This window comes from Aliiroseovarius sp. YM-037, from assembly GCF_048060095.1.
Classification (GTDB): domain Bacteria; phylum Pseudomonadota; class Alphaproteobacteria; order Rhodobacterales; family Rhodobacteraceae; genus JBLUOA01.
Genome location: NZ_JBLUOA010000002.1, coordinates 251,461 through 266,723, shown reverse-complemented (window position 1 = coordinate 266,723; position 15,263 = coordinate 251,461). Strand labels below are relative to the sequence as shown.

Here is a 15,263-nt window from a genome sequence, read left to right as displayed (position 1 = left end):
ACTTCAGGAAAGCCGAAGCTATGACGCAATCCACCAAAACCGCCCCGAATGTCTATGATGCAGAGCCGATCCCAGCGGCTGCGAAGGCAGAGATTGAGAGGCTGTTAAGCTCCGGCGATCTGTTTCGTTACACCGCGCCCGATAACGCGCCGGTGGCCCAGTTGGAGCAGGAGTTTGCGGACCTGCTGGGCGCGAAATTCGCGCTGGCGGTGTCGTCCTGTTCGGCGGCGCTGTTCCTGTCACTGAAGGCGTTGGGCCTGCCGCGGGATGCGAAGGTGCTGATCCCGGCGTTTACGTTCGCGGCGGTGCCGTCTGCGGTTGTCCACGCCGAATGTGTGCCGGTTCTGTGCGAAGTTGGCGACAACTACCGCGTTGATCTGGCGGATTTCGAGGCGAAGCTGGGTGATGACATCAAGGCTGTCATCATCAGCCACATGCGGGGTCACACGTCCGACATGGATGCGATCATGGCGTTGTGCGATGCGAAGGGGATTCCGGTCGTCGAAGACGCGGCACATTCGCTGGGGACCACGTGGCACGGGCGCAATATCGGCACGATTGGTCGTGTCGGGTGCTTTTCGTTCCAGTCCTACAAGCTGATAAATGCGGGCGAGGGCGGGATACTCGTCACCGACGACGCCGACCTTGTGGCGCAGGCGATCATCATGTCGGGCGCGTATGAGCATAACTGGAAGAAACACCCGGTGCTGCACGTCGCGTTTGAAAAATGGCAGAACCAGTTGCCGCTTTATAACCTGCGGATGCAGAACCTGTCGGCGGCGGTGATCCGTCCGCAGCTTGGTGAGTTGGCGCGGCGGGTCAGGGATGGTCGTACGAACCATGATTATGTGGCCGGGCGGCTGGAAATGTCGCCGTGGCTGACCGTTCCCGCGCCGCTTGGGCCGGAACGACGCGCACCGGATTCGATCCAGTTCAACCTGCAGGGTTTCGCGAGTGATGCGGAGGCGCGGGAGTTTCAGATCGCCGCTGCGGCACACGGGATTTCGGTGCAGGTGTTCGGCCTGTCCGACGACAATGCGCGGGCGTTCTGGAATTGGGCGTTCCTTGGCCCGGTGCCGGACCTGCCGAAGACCCGCGCGATGCTGATGCGGGCGTGCGATGTGCGGCTTCCGGCGCGATTGGGGCGCGACGACCTCGACTATATCGCCGATGCGCTGATTTCGGCGGCGGAAGAGGTGAAGGGCGAAGAGCAGGCGGTCGCCTGACCGATCACAATACGCGAAGCGAATCCGATAGCCACGGCATCTTGGTGAGCGCCGGGCCGACGATAAGTTCCTGAATAAGCGGGCGAAGCCTGCCTGCGACGCTTGCGGGCATGTCGCCCAGCACGTCCCGCCGTGCGTGGAGCGAGATCGTGCGCGTCAGCGGCGCGACGGGCAGGGGATGCAGTGCAACATCGTCAAGGAAACGCTGCGCCCGGAGGACGCCGAGCGGCGTCAGGATCGTCCACCCCGCCCCGGCCGCCACCATCGCAAGGATCGCGTGATAGCTGTCGAGTTCGAACCGATGCGACAGGCGCAGGTTCTGACGTGCGAGATGTGCGGCGATGTGGCGGCCCATCATGTGACGGGCGGTATATTGGATCAGCGGCAGATCCGCGACATCGGAGAGGAGTTCCGCGCCGACCTCAACGGATTTGGGGACGGCGGCGATGAAGGGTTCTTCGAGCAGAGGGTGCACCTCCATCCAGTCCGCAGCGACGCCGATATCGGCGGCGACGATCACATCGAGCGTGCGATTTTCGAGCAAGTCGAAATGCCGGTGCGAGGGGCCGGTTTCCAGCAGGAACTGGCAGCCTTGCAATTCCTCCGCCATGTCAGACAGCAGCCGGGGCGTGACGTCGGCATCGAAATCCTCAATCATTCCAAGGCGAAAGCGGGTGAGGGCGGAGAGGTCCGACGTCGCGAGTTCGGCCCGCGCCTGTTCCGCTTCGTTTAGGATAGATTGCGCGCGACGGCGGAAAATCTGGCCCGCGGGGGTCAGGGACACGGGCCGCGCGTTGCGGTTCAGCAGGGTCGTGCCCATTGCGCCTTCAAGGTTGGTGATCTGCTGGCTGACGGCGGAGGCGCTGGCCCCGAGCCGACGGGCGGCGCTGGAGATTGACCCTTCGTCCGCCGTGGCGACAAAGACCTCGATGCCCCAAAGGGTGATCCGTCCGGGTGTGTCCACCATCTTCGTGTTCCCTCGATCTGGTTGCACGCTACGCCGTTGCCAGGGGGCAGGCAAGGTCGGTGGCTTGCACCTGCGATGCCGCGCGACTACATCAGGGGCGATACCGAAGATCACAGCCCGGCAGAGATTATCCCTAGCCCTGATCGCCAAACGACACGTCAACAGGACGGAGATACCATGCCCACCCCAAACCCCGCCGCACTGGAATTCTTGCTGACCCGCAGATCGCGCCCAGCCAAAACCTTGACCGGGCCGGGCCCAAGCCGCGACGAACTGCTGCCCATGCTGACAGCCGCCGCCCGCAGCCCCGACCACGGCAAGCTGGAGCCGTGGCGGTTTATCGTGCTGGAAAAAGGTGCGATGGGCCGGATTGCCGACCTTGTTGCGAAGCGGGCCGAAGCGTTGGGCGAAACGTCCGAAAAAGTCGACAAGATGCGGCAGCAATTCGCACAGGCGGACCTTGCGGTCACGGTTGTTGCGTCGCCCAAACCCTCCGACAAAATCCCGGTTGAGGAGCAGTTGATGTCAGCCGGGGCGGTGTGCCTCGCGTTGCTGAACGCGGCACTGGCGTCGGGGTGGGGCGCGAACTGGCTGACCGGGATCGCTTCGACAGACCCAGTGATCCTGTCCGAAGGGTTTGGTCTTGCCGAAGGCGAAAGCATCGCCGGGTTCATCCATATCGGCACCGAAACTGTGGCTCCGCCAGAGCGTCCGCGCCCGGACGTCGACTCTATAACGACTTGGGTATCCTCTTGATCTTCAACGATTTCGCAAAGGCACTCGGCCAACTTGACGACCCGAGGTTTAGGCGTGTTCTGGCGCTGGGGGTTGGACTGACGCTCGCCCTGTTATTCGCGGTTTACGCGGCACTTCTGGGCGTGGTGAACTGGTTCACCCCCGACGAAATTACGCTGCCGTGGGTCGGAACTGTCGAATGGGTCGATGATCTGCTGAGCTGGGGATCGATCCTGTTCATGACGGTCCTGAGCATGTTTCTGATGGTGCCCGTGGCGTCGGCCTTTACCGGGTTTTTTCTGGAAGACGTGGCCCAAGCGGTTGAGGATCGCCACTATCCGCACCTGCCCCCCGCGCCGCGCATAGCGTTTACGGAATCGCTTCAGGACAGTTTGAATTTTCTGGCGTTGATGGTCATCGCGAACCTGCTGGCGCTGGTCGTCTACTTTCTGGTCAATATATTCTCGCCCGTGGTGTTCTGGGCGCTGAACGGGTTTTTGCTAGGGCGGGAATATTTTCAGCTTGTCGCGATGCGGCGTTTGGGGCGCGCAGGCGCGAAAGCCCTGCGCCGAAAGCATGGCCTCGCGATCTGGGTTGCAGGTATTCTGATGGCGATGCCGCTGACGATTCCGATCGTGAACCTACTCGTCCCCGTGCTCGGGGCAGCGACGTTCACCCATCTGTTCCACCGTCTTCAGGCAGAGGCGGCATAACGTCGAAAACATCGAAATCGCGGACGGTAATCACTCCGCTAAAGATGACCCCAGCGATGATGCACCACAGGACGACGGCGATCATCGTGGTGATCTTTGCCCGCTTCCCGATCTGAGGGTCGTCAGGCGCGCCGGAATGGGTGCCGGGCACGATCTCTCCGGCTTCGCCCTGTGTTTTTAGGCGGATCGGCAAAACGACCAGCAGGACGAGGAACCAGATCATCGCAAACAGAACGATGGCGGAGGTGATCGACATCAGACCTGTTCCAGCTCGATCAGGCAGCCGTTGAAGTCTTTGGGATGCAGAAACAGAACGGGCTTTCCATGGGCGCCGATCTTGGGCTCTCCGGTGCCAAGAACGCGCGCGCCTTCGGATTTCAGGCGGTCGCGGGCGGCGAGGATGTCGTCGACCTCATAGCAGATATGGTGGATGCCGCCCGCCGGGTTCTTTTCCAGAAAGCCGTTGATGGGGCTGTCCTCGCCAAGCGGATAAAGCAGTTCGATCTTGGTGTTCGGCAGTTCGATGAAAACCACCGTGACGCCGTGGTCGGGTTCATCCTGCGGCGCACCGACATTCGCGCCAAGCGTCGCGCGGTACTGCGCAGAGGCGACCTCCAGATCTGGGACGGCAATGGCAACGTGGTTGAGGCGACCGATCATTGAAAACTCCTATTGCTGCGATAGCCGAGGTTATGACTTTTTCGCCACGAACGCGCAAGCAACGGACCGGTAACTCCGCATTAACCGGAGATTCACCAAAGCTGCCTTTAATTCGATTCTACTTTTTCGAAAGGCAGAGGATATGGATGACTTTGAACCGCAGATGACCCTTTTTAGCCCAACCGCCAAACGCCCACTGCTGGGTCTGACGGTCTTGGTTGTCGAAGACAGCCGTTTCGCGAGCGAGGCTGTGCGCCTGTTGTGTTTGCGAAGCGGTGCGCGGATTCGCCGCGCGGATTGCCTGCGGTCCGCACGACGACATCTGCGGGTTTATCGGCCTTCTGCGGTGATTGTCGATCTGGGCCTGCCCGACGGATCGGGGGAGGAGTTGATTGCAGAACTTGCCAGCGCCGCACCGCGAGTCGGGGTTATCTTGGGGTGCTCAGGCGATACGGGGGCCGAAATGTTGGCGATGACGGCAGGAGCGGATGGATTTCTGGCCAAACCGATCGACTCCCTCGCTGCGTTTCAGGCCGCAGTGCTGAGTCATCTGCCCCGCGATGCGCAGCCGATCGGTCCGCGAGCGGTGACCACCGCGCGGGTGGAGCCTGACAAGATCGCCTTTCGTGACGACCTTGCCCATATCGCATCGGTGATGACCAATGCCAGCGACGTGAAAACCGTGGATTACGTCGCGCAATTCGTTGGTGGCGTGGCGCGCAGCGCACGGGATTCGACGTTGGAGGCAGCGGCAGATGCGCTGGTGCGGGATAGGGCAGAAGGGTTGCCGACACGATCGCACCTCGCCCGACTTGCCGGGATTGTGCAGGACCGTCTTTCGACGGCGAGTGTGATTTAGGCCGGATGCAAGGCCGGGTCATCCGTGATGCGGATTGGGCGGGTTAGATCAGAAAGGCGGGTGATCTGTCGCCCTTCAGCATCGAAATTTTCGGGCCGAAGCCAGGTTTCAAAGGCGGATTGCAAGGCGGGCCATTCGCTGTCGATCATCGCAAACCACGCGGTGTCACGGTTGCGCCCTTTGACGACAAGATGCTGGCGAAACACGCCTTCGTAGCTGAAGCCCAACCGCTCTGCCGCGCGTCGTGAGCCGAGGTTCAGCGCATTACACTTCCACTCAAACCGACGGTAGCCCGCCTGAAACACCCATTTCATCATCAAATACAGGGCTTCGGTTGCGGCACGGGTGCGCTGAATCTCTGCCGACAGGTTGATGTGCCCAACCTCAATCGAACCGGCTTCGGGCTTGATCCGCAGAAAGCTGGCGACACCGCCGAAATGCCCGGTTTCTTCATCCCGGATCGCGTAAAAGATCGGATCATCTCCCGCCGCACTACCCTCTGCCCAGCGGCGGTATTCGGCGGCGGATGCAAAGGGGCCGTAGGGCAGATAATCCCAGATCCGGTCGTCGGCAGCGTTCGCGCGATGAAGATCGACGGCGTGCTGGTCCGCGTTAAGCCGCTCAAGCCGCGCGTAACGGCCCAGAAACGCGATCTGATTGGGCGTCTCGGGCGGGGTCCAACCTTCGACGGGGTTTCCGAATTTAGCAGGGTCGGTCATGCGATGCCTTTTGCGACTATGCCGAATTGATAGCGGAGTGTGTGCGCCAAAACATCTAAATTACCGCATTAGTTTCATCAATCTGCGCCATTCATTCCCCATTCTTGCCCCATTTCAGCGCGATGTTGATGCCATCGGACAACCTAAACGAACGAGAATACAAGCCATGGAAACGCTGATTGACCGCTACACCAACGACGACAAAGGCAGCAAGACCGTCGACTGGTTGATCTTTGGAACCGGGCTGCTGTCGCTGGTCGTAGCGATGGCGATGACGTTCAACGCGCCAGAGACCATTATTTCGGTCGACGCAACAGGCGCACAAAACGTCACCCAGATTGAGGCAAATATCTGAGCAATCTGGATTGGACACTCAGATCAAAACGCCACGCCAAGCGCGTGGCGTTTCTGATTCCGGGTGCTGTGATCTAGCGGATGACCTGTGGGCGGATTTTGAGCCGGCGCTGCTGGGTCTGTGGCAGATGCCGATTTAGGTACTTGTTAATCATCCCGTAGAAAGTGATCACCAGCAGTGTCAGCAGGATGAAATATCCGGCCAGAATCGGGTAAGGCACGAAGGGGTTGAACGTCTTGTCCGCAAAGTACTGGGCGTAGTAAAGCGCATCGCCCTTTTGCTGCAACGACGGGAAGCTTGAGAAGAAAACAAGCGTCGTTGCATGAAACATAAAGATCGCTTCGTTCGTATAGGCGGGCCAGGCAAGGCGCAGCATTGTCGGCCAAATGATCCGTCGAAACCGGGTAACGCCCGTCAGGCCGTAGGCATCGGCGGCCTCAACATCCCCTTTCGGGATGGAGCGCAGCGCGCCGTAAAAAATCTCACCCGAATAGGCGGAGGTGTTCAGGAACAGCACGACCAACGCGCCGAGCCATGCGCTCGTCAGCCATTTGAACTTGTCGTCAAACGAGATGATCCCAAGGTCAAGGTTGTTCAGCTTCAGAAACAGGAAGTAGGCGAGGAAGAACTGGATGAACAGCGGTGAGCCGCGGAAGATAAAAATGAACCACTCCGCAGGTTTGCGCAGCCACGGGTTTGGGCTGATCTTGCCGAGCGCGAGGGCGGTCGCGAAGAAAAACCCGAGGCACAGGGCGAACACGCCGAAATAGACGTTCCAGATCAGGCCGGAGCCGATCAGCGTGAATTGCTGGCAGAGCGTGAAATCGTCACGCGGCAGCAACCTTTCGCCATAGCCGATGGAGCGGAAGGCGTAATCCTGAATGGTTTGCCAACAACTCATGCGGCGGCCTTCCGTTGTGCTTCGCCGCCAGTCGTCGCCTGACCACGAGTGAGCCTTAACATCATGCGATCGAGCACGATTTCACTCGCCCTGGTCATCAGCAGGTAGAACACCAACAAGCCGAGGAAGTAATAAAGCCGCCAATCGCCGTGCGGATAATCGGTAAAGCGGGCGGTCTTCGACCCGCCAAGCTCGCTGCCCCAGTATACGATATCCTCGACCCCCAGAAGGAACAGCAGGGGCGTCGCTTTGATAAGGATCATCCAGAGGTTCGACAGGCCCGGCAGCGCGTAGACCCACATTTGCGGGACGAGGATGCGCCAGAAGGCTTGCCGGTGCGACATACCATAGGCTTCGGCGGTTTCGATCTGCCCATGCGGAACAGCCCGCATCGCGCCGTAAAGCACATTCGCGGCAAAGGCGCCGAAGACGATGGCAAATGTCAAAACGGCAAGCGCAAAGCCGTATGTTTCGTGCACCCATTGCGCCGACGACGAAAGCGGCATCTTCGCCTGACTGCAAACGACGAAATCGTTGCCCTGACGGACGGCATCGGGCCAATCCGGGCACTTTATCTGATGGCGAATCCACTCGATCGCTTGATCCAGTGCGATGACGAAAAACATAAAAAACGCGATGTCCGGCACACCGCGCACGATGGCGGTGTAGCCTTTTCCGAACCAACGCAGCGGGGCGAAGGTCGACCGGGCCGCTGCTGCACCGCCAAATCCGAACAACAGCGCGGTGGGGGCCGTGATGGCCAGCAGAAACAACACCGTGCCGAACGAGCCATAGAACGACATATGCTTGCCGGTTGTCAGATAGCAGAACAACCACGACAGGCCTGAAAGCGACGATGGATCAGAACATGCGGAAAACATCGGAGTTGGCGGGGCCTGGTCCGGCCCCGCCTGACCTTATCAGAACGTGGTTGCTTCTTCGCCGAACCACTTTGTGATCAGCTCGTTCAGCGTTCCGTCGTCTTTCATCGACTGAATCGCCGCGTCGAATTTTTCGCGCAGTTCGGTATCGCTTTCACGCAGACCGAGGCCAATGCCGCCGCCAAGCGCGACATCGTCACCAACGAACATCATTTCGCCATTGGATTCTTCGACCAGCGGAACAAGGTAGTCTTTGTCAGCGAAAACCGCATCCGCTTCGCCATTCTTCACCGCAGCAACGGTTTCGTCCGGGGTTGCGAATTCCATGAGGGACGCGCCGGATTCTGCCACATGGGCTGCTTGAATGGTCGAAGTTTGTGCCGCGATCATGCTGGTATTGACATCAACACCGTCAGACATCGCAGCATAGGCAGAGGCCGCAGGCGGGAAGTAGTTTTGAGTGAAATCAATGACTTCGTCCCGCTCATCGGTGATCGACATACCGGCGATGATGGTGTCGTAGTTGCCAGAGACGAGGTTAGGGATAATCGAATCCCAGTCGTTCGTCACCCATTCGCAGGTCAGCTCGGCACGTTTGCACAGCTCATCGCCAACTTCACGTTCAAAGCCATCGACTTCGCCCGCGTCGTTCAGGAAGTTATACGGAGGGTAGGCGCCCTCTGTCCCCATGCGGACGGTCGTGGCGTGGCTATCGGCAAAGGCCATACCAGCGGTCACGGCCAGAGCGGCGGTCGTCAGGATTAGTTTTTTCATTTTGTGATTCTCCCAGTTAGTAGATGCGCGTTGTTATATCAGGCTGCGACAGTCGCGCTTAGAAACTGTTGCAGACGTTCGGTTTTTGGATTGCCGAAAAGGTCAGAGGGCGCGCCTTCCTCTTCGATCAGGCCTTGATGCAGGAACACCGTGTGGTCCGATACGTCAGCGGCCATTTTCATATCATGGGTCACGATCAGCATCGTGCGGCCCTCTTCTGCAAGCGCCTTGATGACGCGCACGACCTCTTGTTCAAGTTCGGGGTCGAGGGCCGATGTCGGTTCGTCAAACAGCAGCGCGCGAGGCTCCATGCAAAGGGCGCGGGCGATTGCGGCGCGCTGTTGCTGACCACCGGATAGCTGCGCGGGGTAGACATCGCATTTGTCACCGATGCCGACCTTGGCAAGATAGCCGCGGGCGGCTTCCTCAACCTCTGCCTTGTCGCGACCAAGAACGGTGACGGGCGCTTCCATCACGTTTTGCAGGATCGACATATGGGCCCACAGGTTGAACTGTTGAAAGACCATCGACAGGTTGGTTCTGACTTTGATCAGTTGTTCCTTGTCGGATGGATGCCGGTTAAGGCCGGTTCCGGTCCATTTTATCGGCTCACCCTCGAACAGGATGTCGCCCTGTTGGCTGTCCTCAAGCAGGTTGCAACAACGCAGCAAGGTCGATTTGCCGGAACCGGACGACCCGATCAGCGACACGACATCGCCCTTCATCGCGGAAAGGCTGATCCCTTTCAGCACTTCGAGAGAGCCATAGGCCTTGTGCAGGTCGCGGATTTCAATAACGGGCGTTTGAATTTTGGTCACGCAGGCGCTGTTCTGGTCAAGTTTACAGGGCAGCAGTAGTCCCGAAAAAATGCCCAATTGCAACGCCGAAATTCAGAATGATAGCGTGACCGTTGGTCAATTAGCCTGTCGAACTGGACGATTTGTCAGGTGCTGACGGAGTGGGAACAGAAAGATAGCGCTGTTTTGGGATGCCGACGATGCCGCGCAAGGAAAGCGTGTCGCGGTCGCGCGGCGTAAGGTTGGCGATTGCGTCGGAAACGGTAGAAAACAGCGCGTCACGCGTATCCGGTTGGGCCGTAATCAACGGCAGACCGGGTGAGTGCGCGGTGCGGCCTACGATTTTCAGATCCTTCGCCCAATTGTCCCAGCGTTCGATCATCGTCCAGGTGACAGCGTCAATCGCTGCAAGCTCAGCCTTCTGATCAGCGACCGCTTTGGCGGAGCGGACATGTCCCCCCGTTTGAAGGAGCGCACCAAACCGGATGCCGATCTGGTCGGCGTGGTGGCGCGGGGCGGCCCAACCGGATTGGGACATCGGTTCGTTGAAGGCAAAGCTGGCACCCCCGAATTCCGAAACGTCGCGGCGAGGGTCCTCCTTGTGCGCGATGAAAACGCTGAAATAATCGCCGGGGGCGCAGTCCGGCAACCCGTAGTCGGGTGTTCCGATTAGTGTCACGCGATCATGCAGCACGGCGCGATAGGGGTAGCCGCAGGTTTGCGCCAGCAGTAGCCCCGGATCGCGCCAGACGTCCATGAAAGGCCTGTTGCGGGTCAGGTGATCCGGCCCGTATCCAAGGTTTTCGCGAATTGTGGCCCATAGACGGTCGTTGGCGGCAGCGGTCTCTGCCCGGTCATACATGCCGAGATGCGCGATCATCCTTGGCGCTTTTCGACCCTTTGCCGGGCAAGCGCGCTGTCGCGGTCGTTGACGCCCAGAAGATTGGCCAGCAGGCGAAGCTGCGCGTCCTCCTCATGATCGCGGTGCCCGTCGGCCATAACGACTTGCCAAAGCGTTTCGACAACCTTCGTGCGGTCTTCATAAGGAACCGCGTCCTTGATCGCGCGGGTGAAGCGGACAGTGTCGGGTGCTTCGACCTCTAGCGTTTCCGCGTCACGCCTCAGCGCGGTTGCCTCGAACGGCGAAAGGCCATAGCGGGCGCCGAGGATGCGATCGATCCGTTCAATCTCTGACGTTTCATAGGCGCCATCGGCACGGGCGATGCGGACCAGCACGGCGGCCAGCGCCAAGCGCGCGTCGTCATCCGCAAGCGGGTCGGGGTCGGGCGCGGTCAGCCGCGAAAGGAATTGTCCGAACATGACTCAGATATAGGGCACCGCATCGGCGCTGCCAACGGGGGTCAGACGAGTCGGGACGTCTCAATCGCCGCGCGCACGAAATCCGCAAACAGCGGATGGGGGGCGAAGGGCTTTGACTTCAGCTCAGGATGGAACTGCACACCGATGAACCACGGATGATCTTTCCATTCGACGATTTCCGGCAACCGCCCATCCGGTGACATGCCGGAGAACTGCAACCCGCAGGCTTCCAGCTTGTCCCGGTATTTCACATCCACCTCATAGCGGTGTCGGTGACGTTCTTCGATCTGGGTGGAGCCATAGATTTCCGCAACCTTCGACCCCTCGGCCAAGGTCGCGTTGTAGGCGCCAAGGCGCATGGTTCCACCCTTGTCGTCGCCAACCTTGCGTTCAACCTTGTGGTTGCCCTGTACCCACTCTTTCAGGTGATAAACAACTGGCGTAAAACGCTTTTCCCCGGATTCGTGATCGAATTCCTCGGACCCCGCATCGGTCAGGTCCGCCACGTTCCGCGCCGCTTCGATCACCGCCATTTGCATTCCAAGGCAGATACCAAGATAGGGCACTTTGCGTTCGCGGGCGAATTGGGCGGCCTTGATTTTACCTTCGGTTCCGCGCTCGCCAAACCCGCCGGGAACAAGGATGGCGTGGAAGCCTTCAAGGTGTGGCGCAGCATCTTCGCGGTCGAAAAGTTCCGCATCGACCCATTCGATTTTAACCTTGGTCCGGTTCGCCATACCGCCATGTGTCAGCGCCTCAGCGATTGATTTATAGGCATCCTCAAGCTGGGTGTATTTACCTACGATGGCGACTTTGACTTCGCCCTCGGGGTTGAACGTGCGGTCTGCCACATCTTCCCATCGGCTCAGCTCGGGTTTCGGCGCGGGGGCAATCTGGAACGCGTCCAGCACCGCCTGATCCAACCCCTCGCGATGATAGGCGAGCGGGGCTTCGTAAATCGATTTCAGGTCTTGCGCGGCGATCACGCTGTCTGGGCGGACGTTACAGAACAGAGCGAGTTTTTCACGTTCCTTCGCGGGGATTGGCCCCTCGGACCGGCAAACGAGAACGTCGGGCGCGATACCGATGGAGCGGAGTTCCTTGACGGAGTGCTGGGTCGGTTTCGTCTTCAACTCTCCACTGGCCTTGATGAAAGGCAGCAGGGTCAGGTGCATAAAGATGCACTGGCCGCGCGGCTTGTCTTGGCTGAACTGTCGGATTGCTTCGAAAAACGGCAAGCCCTCGATGTCGCCCACTGTGCCGCCGATTTCGCAAAGCATGAAATCAACCTCATCCTCACCGATTTCGATGAAGCTTTTGATCTCGTTCGTGACATGCGGGATCACCTGAATCGTCTTGCCAAGGTAATCACCACGCCGTTCTTTTTCCAAAACGGTCGAATAAACCCGCCCGGATGAGATTGAGTCGGTCTTGCGCGCCGCAACGCCGGTGAAGCGTTCGTAATGTCCCAGGTCAAGGTCGGTTTCCGCGCCGTCGTCGGTCACGAACACTTCGCCATGTTCAAACGGGGACATCGTGCCGGGATCGACATTCAGGTAAGGGTCAAGTTTGCGAAGCCGAACAGAATAGCCGCGCGCCTGCAAAAGCGCCCCGAGTGCCGCCGAAGCGAGACCTTTGCCAAGGCTCGAAACAACACCACCTGTAATGAAAACAAACCTTGCCATTGGGTCGGCATCCCCCGTGAAATTTGTGTTTTTGTCTGACTGGAATCGGCCCCGAAAGACCGCAGCATCACGGGATTTAAGCTATAGAGGATTCGCGTTCACCGCGCAACCAGACCGCAAGATGCTGCGGGGCCAAGTGGCCCCGAAGGCTATTTCTAGTGGTTGTGTGACTTATTCGTCAGCGCGCGACGGGGCGAGCGGTTCGTCCGTCGTCGCTGGCGGAAGAAGCTCTTCCGCGCCTGGTAGGGCGGGTGCTGTTTCCTCAGCCGGGGCGCTGTTGCCGATACGGTCAAGGACCGACGATCCTGCAGAGTCGCGCGCTGCGAAAACCGTCAACGTGATCGATGTGCAGATGAAGGCAATCGCAAACAACCAAGTCAGCTTGCCGAGTGCCGTCGCCGCCGCGCGGCCCGACATGACACCGCCGCCGCCACCGCCGCCAATTCCAAGGCCACCCCCTTCGGATCGCTGCAACAGCACAACGCCAATCAGGCACAGCGCGAGGATCAGGTGGATGACAAGAACTACGTTTTCCATGGATCGGCCTTCGGCGTATAGTGTGATGCGGTTATCTAGGGCTTCTCAGCCTTCGTCGCAACCCCTTCCGGTCACTCATCCACATCATCCATATCGGCCTGTCCGGAAAGCGTGCGGCGCACGTGGCTCCAACTGAGGCCGACGCCCAATACAATCGACAGCGCAAGCAGGCCAAGCCATACGTTCTGGCTGGGATTATCCAGCGTCAGGATGCCCCAATCGACCAGCACCCAGATCAAAGCGCCGACGACGGCCACGACCAGAAACATGCCAAATCCGCCAATCGACCGCAGCGTCGCCCGCAGGTAAATGATGTAGCCGATTAACAGGACAAGGCCGAGCAGGACCGTGATCGGCAACTGCTCCGCATAGTTTTCGCGCGCCCAACGGACGAAATTCCACTGCGTCGGATTGAACGTTGCGGCCAGCAAGATAAATGCAAACACCCACCGAAGGACAAACGCCATACTCTTTCCCCTTTGTTCTTAAAGACGATTTGCCGGATTGCCGCATCGCTGTCCAGTGTTGCGACGAATTTGCGGTTTCATGGCGGACGATGAGCGGCTATAGGGTGACGCGGTTTTGACCAGCATCGGGGAAAGAAATGGCCAATGTCGTCGTCGTCGGCGCCCAGTGGGGTGACGAAGGAAAAGGCAAGATCGTGGACTGGCTTTCAGAGCGCGCGGATGTCATCGCGCGGTTTCAGGGCGGCCACAACGCGGGACACACGCTGGTCATTGACGGCAAGGTTTATAAGCTAAGCCTGCTTCCCTCGGGCATTGTGCGCGGTGGCAAGCTGTCGGTGATCGGCAACGGCGTTGTGCTCGACCCGTGGCATCTGGTTGAAGAGATTGCGAAGCTTGGTGGGCAAGGCGTTGAAATTACGCCTGAAAACCTGATGATTGCCGAAAACACCCCGCTGATCCTGCCTGTTCACGGCGAACTTGATCGGGCGCGTGAGGCGCAAACGTCCGTCGCGAAAATCGGCACGACAGGCCGTGGCATCGGCCCGGCCTATGAAGACAAAGTTGGCCGCCGTGCGATCCGTGTTGCGGACTTGGCTGATCCTGCCACGCTGGAACTTCGCGTTGACAGGCTGCTCGTTCATCACGACGCACTGCGCCGTGGACTCGGCCTGCCGGAAGTCGACCGAGCCGCGCTGCTGGAACAACTCAACGACATCGCGCCGGAGGTGCTGAAGTTCGCGGCACCGGTGTGGAAGGTGTTGAATGAAAAGCGAAAATCCGGAAAGCGCATCTTGTTTGAGGGGGCACAAGGGGCGCTGCTCGACATCGATTTTGGCACATATCCGTTCGTGACGTCATCAAACGTGATCGCGGGGCAAGCGGCGACGGGGACGGGGATCGGCCCCGGCTCTATCGACTTTGTTCTTGGGATCGTCAAAGCCTACACCACGCGGGTTGGCGAAGGGCCGTTTCCGGCAGAGCTGAACGATGAAAACGGCCAACGCCTTGGTGAGCGTGGGCATGAATTTGGCACCGTAACCGGGCGTCAGCGCCGGTGTGGATGGTTCGATGCGGTTCTCGTGCGCCAGACCTGCGCGACTTCGGGCGTAAACGGTATTGCGTTCACCAAGCTCGACGTTCTCGACGGGTTCGAGGAACTGAAAATCTGCGTCGGTTACGAACTTGACGGCGAAACGCTGGATCACCTGCCCATCGCCGCGGATCAACAGGCCCGTTGCACGCCGATCTACGAAAGCCTGCCGGGGTGGAGCGAAAGCACCGAAGGCGCGCGAAGCTGGGCCGATCTGCCCGCGAATGCGATCAAATACGTGCGCCGGGTCGAAGAACTGATCGACTGCCCGGTCGCGCTCCTGTCCACCAGTCCGGAGCGGGATGACACAATCCTTGTCACCGACCCGTTCGCCGACTGATGGCGCTGTCCTACAAAGCTCGGCGACGCTGGTCGCTGATTATTCTGCTGATCGGCCTGCCGGCTTACATCGTGACGGCGGTGACAATTGTAAACCTGTTCGACCGCCCGTCGATCCTTGTTGAATTGGCGATTTATGTCGGCCTTGGCGTGCTTTGGGCGCTGCCGTTCAAGTGGATTTTCAAAGGCGTCGGCAAAGCTGACCCGGATGCCGAAAAGAAATAGGGCGGAGCGATCC

At 59.5% G+C, this 15,263-nt stretch carries 20 protein-coding genes; 7 read left to right on the top strand and 13 right to left on the bottom strand.

Annotated elements, in window-relative coordinates; genetic code table 11:
* Positions 1 to 20 precede the first annotated feature (20 nt).
* Positions 21 to 1,226 carry a DegT/DnrJ/EryC1/StrS family aminotransferase gene (locus tag ACEWPJ_RS11850; protein WP_416513304.1) on the top strand — a complete coding sequence of 402 codons (1,206 nt, stop codon included), beginning with the start codon at positions 21 to 23 and terminating at the stop codon, positions 1,224 to 1,226.
* 4 nt (positions 1,227 to 1,230) lie between these two features.
* Here the strand turns inward: ACEWPJ_RS11850 and ACEWPJ_RS11845 are convergent, their stop codons facing one another.
* Positions 1,231 to 2,193 carry a LysR family transcriptional regulator gene (locus ACEWPJ_RS11845; RefSeq protein ID WP_416513303.1) on the bottom strand — a complete coding sequence of 321 codons (963 nt, stop codon included), beginning with the start codon at positions 2,191 to 2,193 and terminating at the stop codon, positions 1,231 to 1,233.
* 177 nt (positions 2,194 to 2,370) lie between these two features.
* Here ACEWPJ_RS11845 and ACEWPJ_RS11840 point away from each other — a divergent pair, with 177 nt between their 5' ends.
* Positions 2,371 to 2,949 carry a nitroreductase gene (locus ACEWPJ_RS11840; RefSeq protein WP_416513302.1) on the top strand — a complete coding sequence of 193 codons (579 nt, stop codon included), beginning with the start codon at positions 2,371 to 2,373 and terminating at the stop codon, positions 2,947 to 2,949.
* Positions 2,949 to 3,641 carry an EI24 domain-containing protein gene (locus tag ACEWPJ_RS11835; RefSeq protein WP_416513567.1) on the top strand — a complete coding sequence of 231 codons (693 nt, stop codon included), beginning with the start codon at positions 2,949 to 2,951 and terminating at the stop codon, positions 3,639 to 3,641. Before ACEWPJ_RS11840 ends, ACEWPJ_RS11835 begins: the two co-directional genes overlap by 1 nt.
* Here ACEWPJ_RS11835 and ACEWPJ_RS11830 read toward each other — a convergent pair.
* Both ACEWPJ_RS11830 and mce read right to left on the bottom strand, forming a co-directional pair.
* Positions 3,601 to 3,897 (bottom strand): DUF1467 family protein, encoded by a 297-nt coding sequence (locus tag ACEWPJ_RS11830; protein ID WP_416513301.1) that lies wholly within the window; start codon positions 3,895 to 3,897, stop codon positions 3,601 to 3,603. The genes ACEWPJ_RS11835 and ACEWPJ_RS11830 overlap by 41 nt on opposite strands.
* On the bottom strand, positions 3,897 to 4,301 hold the full coding sequence (mce, locus tag ACEWPJ_RS11825; RefSeq protein ID WP_416513300.1) for a methylmalonyl-CoA epimerase: 405 nt from the start codon (positions 4,299 to 4,301) through the stop codon (positions 3,897 to 3,899). The genes ACEWPJ_RS11830 and mce overlap by 1 nt, the downstream gene beginning before the upstream one ends.
* Before the next feature lie 142 nt (positions 4,302 to 4,443).
* Here mce and ACEWPJ_RS11820 point away from each other — a divergent pair, with 142 nt between their 5' ends.
* Positions 4,444 to 5,160, top strand: coding sequence for a response regulator (locus ACEWPJ_RS11820; RefSeq protein ID WP_416513299.1), 717 nt, complete (start codon positions 4,444 to 4,446; stop codon positions 5,158 to 5,160).
* Here ACEWPJ_RS11820 and ACEWPJ_RS11815 read toward each other — a convergent pair.
* A complete protein-coding gene (locus tag ACEWPJ_RS11815) occupies positions 5,157 to 5,879 on the bottom strand; it encodes a GNAT family N-acetyltransferase (protein ID WP_416513298.1) in 723 nt (240 codons plus the stop codon). The genes ACEWPJ_RS11820 and ACEWPJ_RS11815 overlap by 4 nt on opposite strands.
* A gap of 166 nt (positions 5,880 to 6,045) precedes the next feature.
* Between ACEWPJ_RS11815 and ACEWPJ_RS11810 the strand changes: the two genes are divergently transcribed.
* Positions 6,046 to 6,234, top strand: coding sequence for a hypothetical protein (locus tag ACEWPJ_RS11810; RefSeq protein WP_416513296.1), 189 nt, complete (start codon positions 6,046 to 6,048; stop codon positions 6,232 to 6,234).
* A 73-nt stretch (positions 6,235 to 6,307) separates the two neighbouring features.
* On the opposite strand, the gene ACEWPJ_RS11805 is transcribed toward ACEWPJ_RS11810, so the two are convergent.
* From ACEWPJ_RS11805 to ACEWPJ_RS11765, 9 genes are all read right to left on the bottom strand, one after another.
* Positions 6,308 to 7,135, bottom strand: a complete 828-nt coding sequence (locus tag ACEWPJ_RS11805) for an ABC transporter permease (RefSeq protein ID WP_416513294.1) — start codon at positions 7,133 to 7,135, stop codon at positions 6,308 to 6,310.
* Entirely contained in the window at positions 7,132 to 8,016 is an 885-nt protein-coding gene (locus ACEWPJ_RS11800; protein ID WP_416513292.1) for an ABC transporter permease, read from the bottom strand. The genes ACEWPJ_RS11805 and ACEWPJ_RS11800 overlap by 4 nt, the downstream gene beginning before the upstream one ends.
* Before the next feature lie 39 nt (positions 8,017 to 8,055).
* On the bottom strand, positions 8,056 to 8,790 hold the full coding sequence (locus ACEWPJ_RS11795) for a transporter substrate-binding domain-containing protein (protein ID WP_416513290.1): 735 nt from the start codon (positions 8,788 to 8,790) through the stop codon (positions 8,056 to 8,058).
* A gap of 38 nt (positions 8,791 to 8,828) precedes the next feature.
* Complete coding sequence (locus ACEWPJ_RS11790; protein ID WP_416513288.1) at positions 8,829 to 9,608, bottom strand: ABC transporter ATP-binding protein; 780 nt, start codon at positions 9,606 to 9,608, stop codon at positions 8,829 to 8,831.
* A gap of 100 nt (positions 9,609 to 9,708) precedes the next feature.
* On the bottom strand, positions 9,709 to 10,467 hold the full coding sequence (locus ACEWPJ_RS11785; protein WP_416513286.1) for a phosphate/phosphite/phosphonate ABC transporter substrate-binding protein: 759 nt from the start codon (positions 10,465 to 10,467) through the stop codon (positions 9,709 to 9,711).
* Complete coding sequence (locus tag ACEWPJ_RS11780) at positions 10,464 to 10,907, bottom strand: TerB family tellurite resistance protein (protein ID WP_416513284.1); 444 nt, start codon at positions 10,905 to 10,907, stop codon at positions 10,464 to 10,466. The genes ACEWPJ_RS11785 and ACEWPJ_RS11780 overlap by 4 nt, the downstream gene beginning before the upstream one ends.
* A gap of 41 nt (positions 10,908 to 10,948) precedes the next feature.
* Positions 10,949 to 12,592 (bottom strand): CTP synthase, encoded by a 1,644-nt coding sequence (locus ACEWPJ_RS11775; protein ID WP_416513282.1) that lies wholly within the window; start codon positions 12,590 to 12,592, stop codon positions 10,949 to 10,951.
* Positions 12,593 to 12,763: 171 nt separating this feature from the next.
* A complete protein-coding gene (secG, locus tag ACEWPJ_RS11770; RefSeq protein WP_416513280.1) occupies positions 12,764 to 13,129 on the bottom strand; it encodes a preprotein translocase subunit SecG in 366 nt (121 codons plus the stop codon).
* A gap of 71 nt (positions 13,130 to 13,200) precedes the next feature.
* Positions 13,201 to 13,596 carry a DUF6524 family protein gene (locus ACEWPJ_RS11765; protein WP_416513278.1) on the bottom strand — a complete coding sequence of 132 codons (396 nt, stop codon included), beginning with the start codon at positions 13,594 to 13,596 and terminating at the stop codon, positions 13,201 to 13,203.
* A 137-nt stretch (positions 13,597 to 13,733) separates the two neighbouring features.
* Here ACEWPJ_RS11765 and ACEWPJ_RS11760 point away from each other — a divergent pair, with 137 nt between their 5' ends.
* Entirely contained in the window at positions 13,734 to 15,026 is a 1,293-nt protein-coding gene (locus ACEWPJ_RS11760; RefSeq protein ID WP_416513276.1) for an adenylosuccinate synthase, read from the top strand.
* Entirely contained in the window at positions 15,026 to 15,250 is a 225-nt protein-coding gene (locus ACEWPJ_RS11755; RefSeq protein WP_416513275.1) for a DUF2842 domain-containing protein, read from the top strand. The genes ACEWPJ_RS11760 and ACEWPJ_RS11755 overlap by 1 nt, the downstream gene beginning before the upstream one ends.
* Positions 15,251 to 15,263 lie beyond the last annotated feature (13 nt).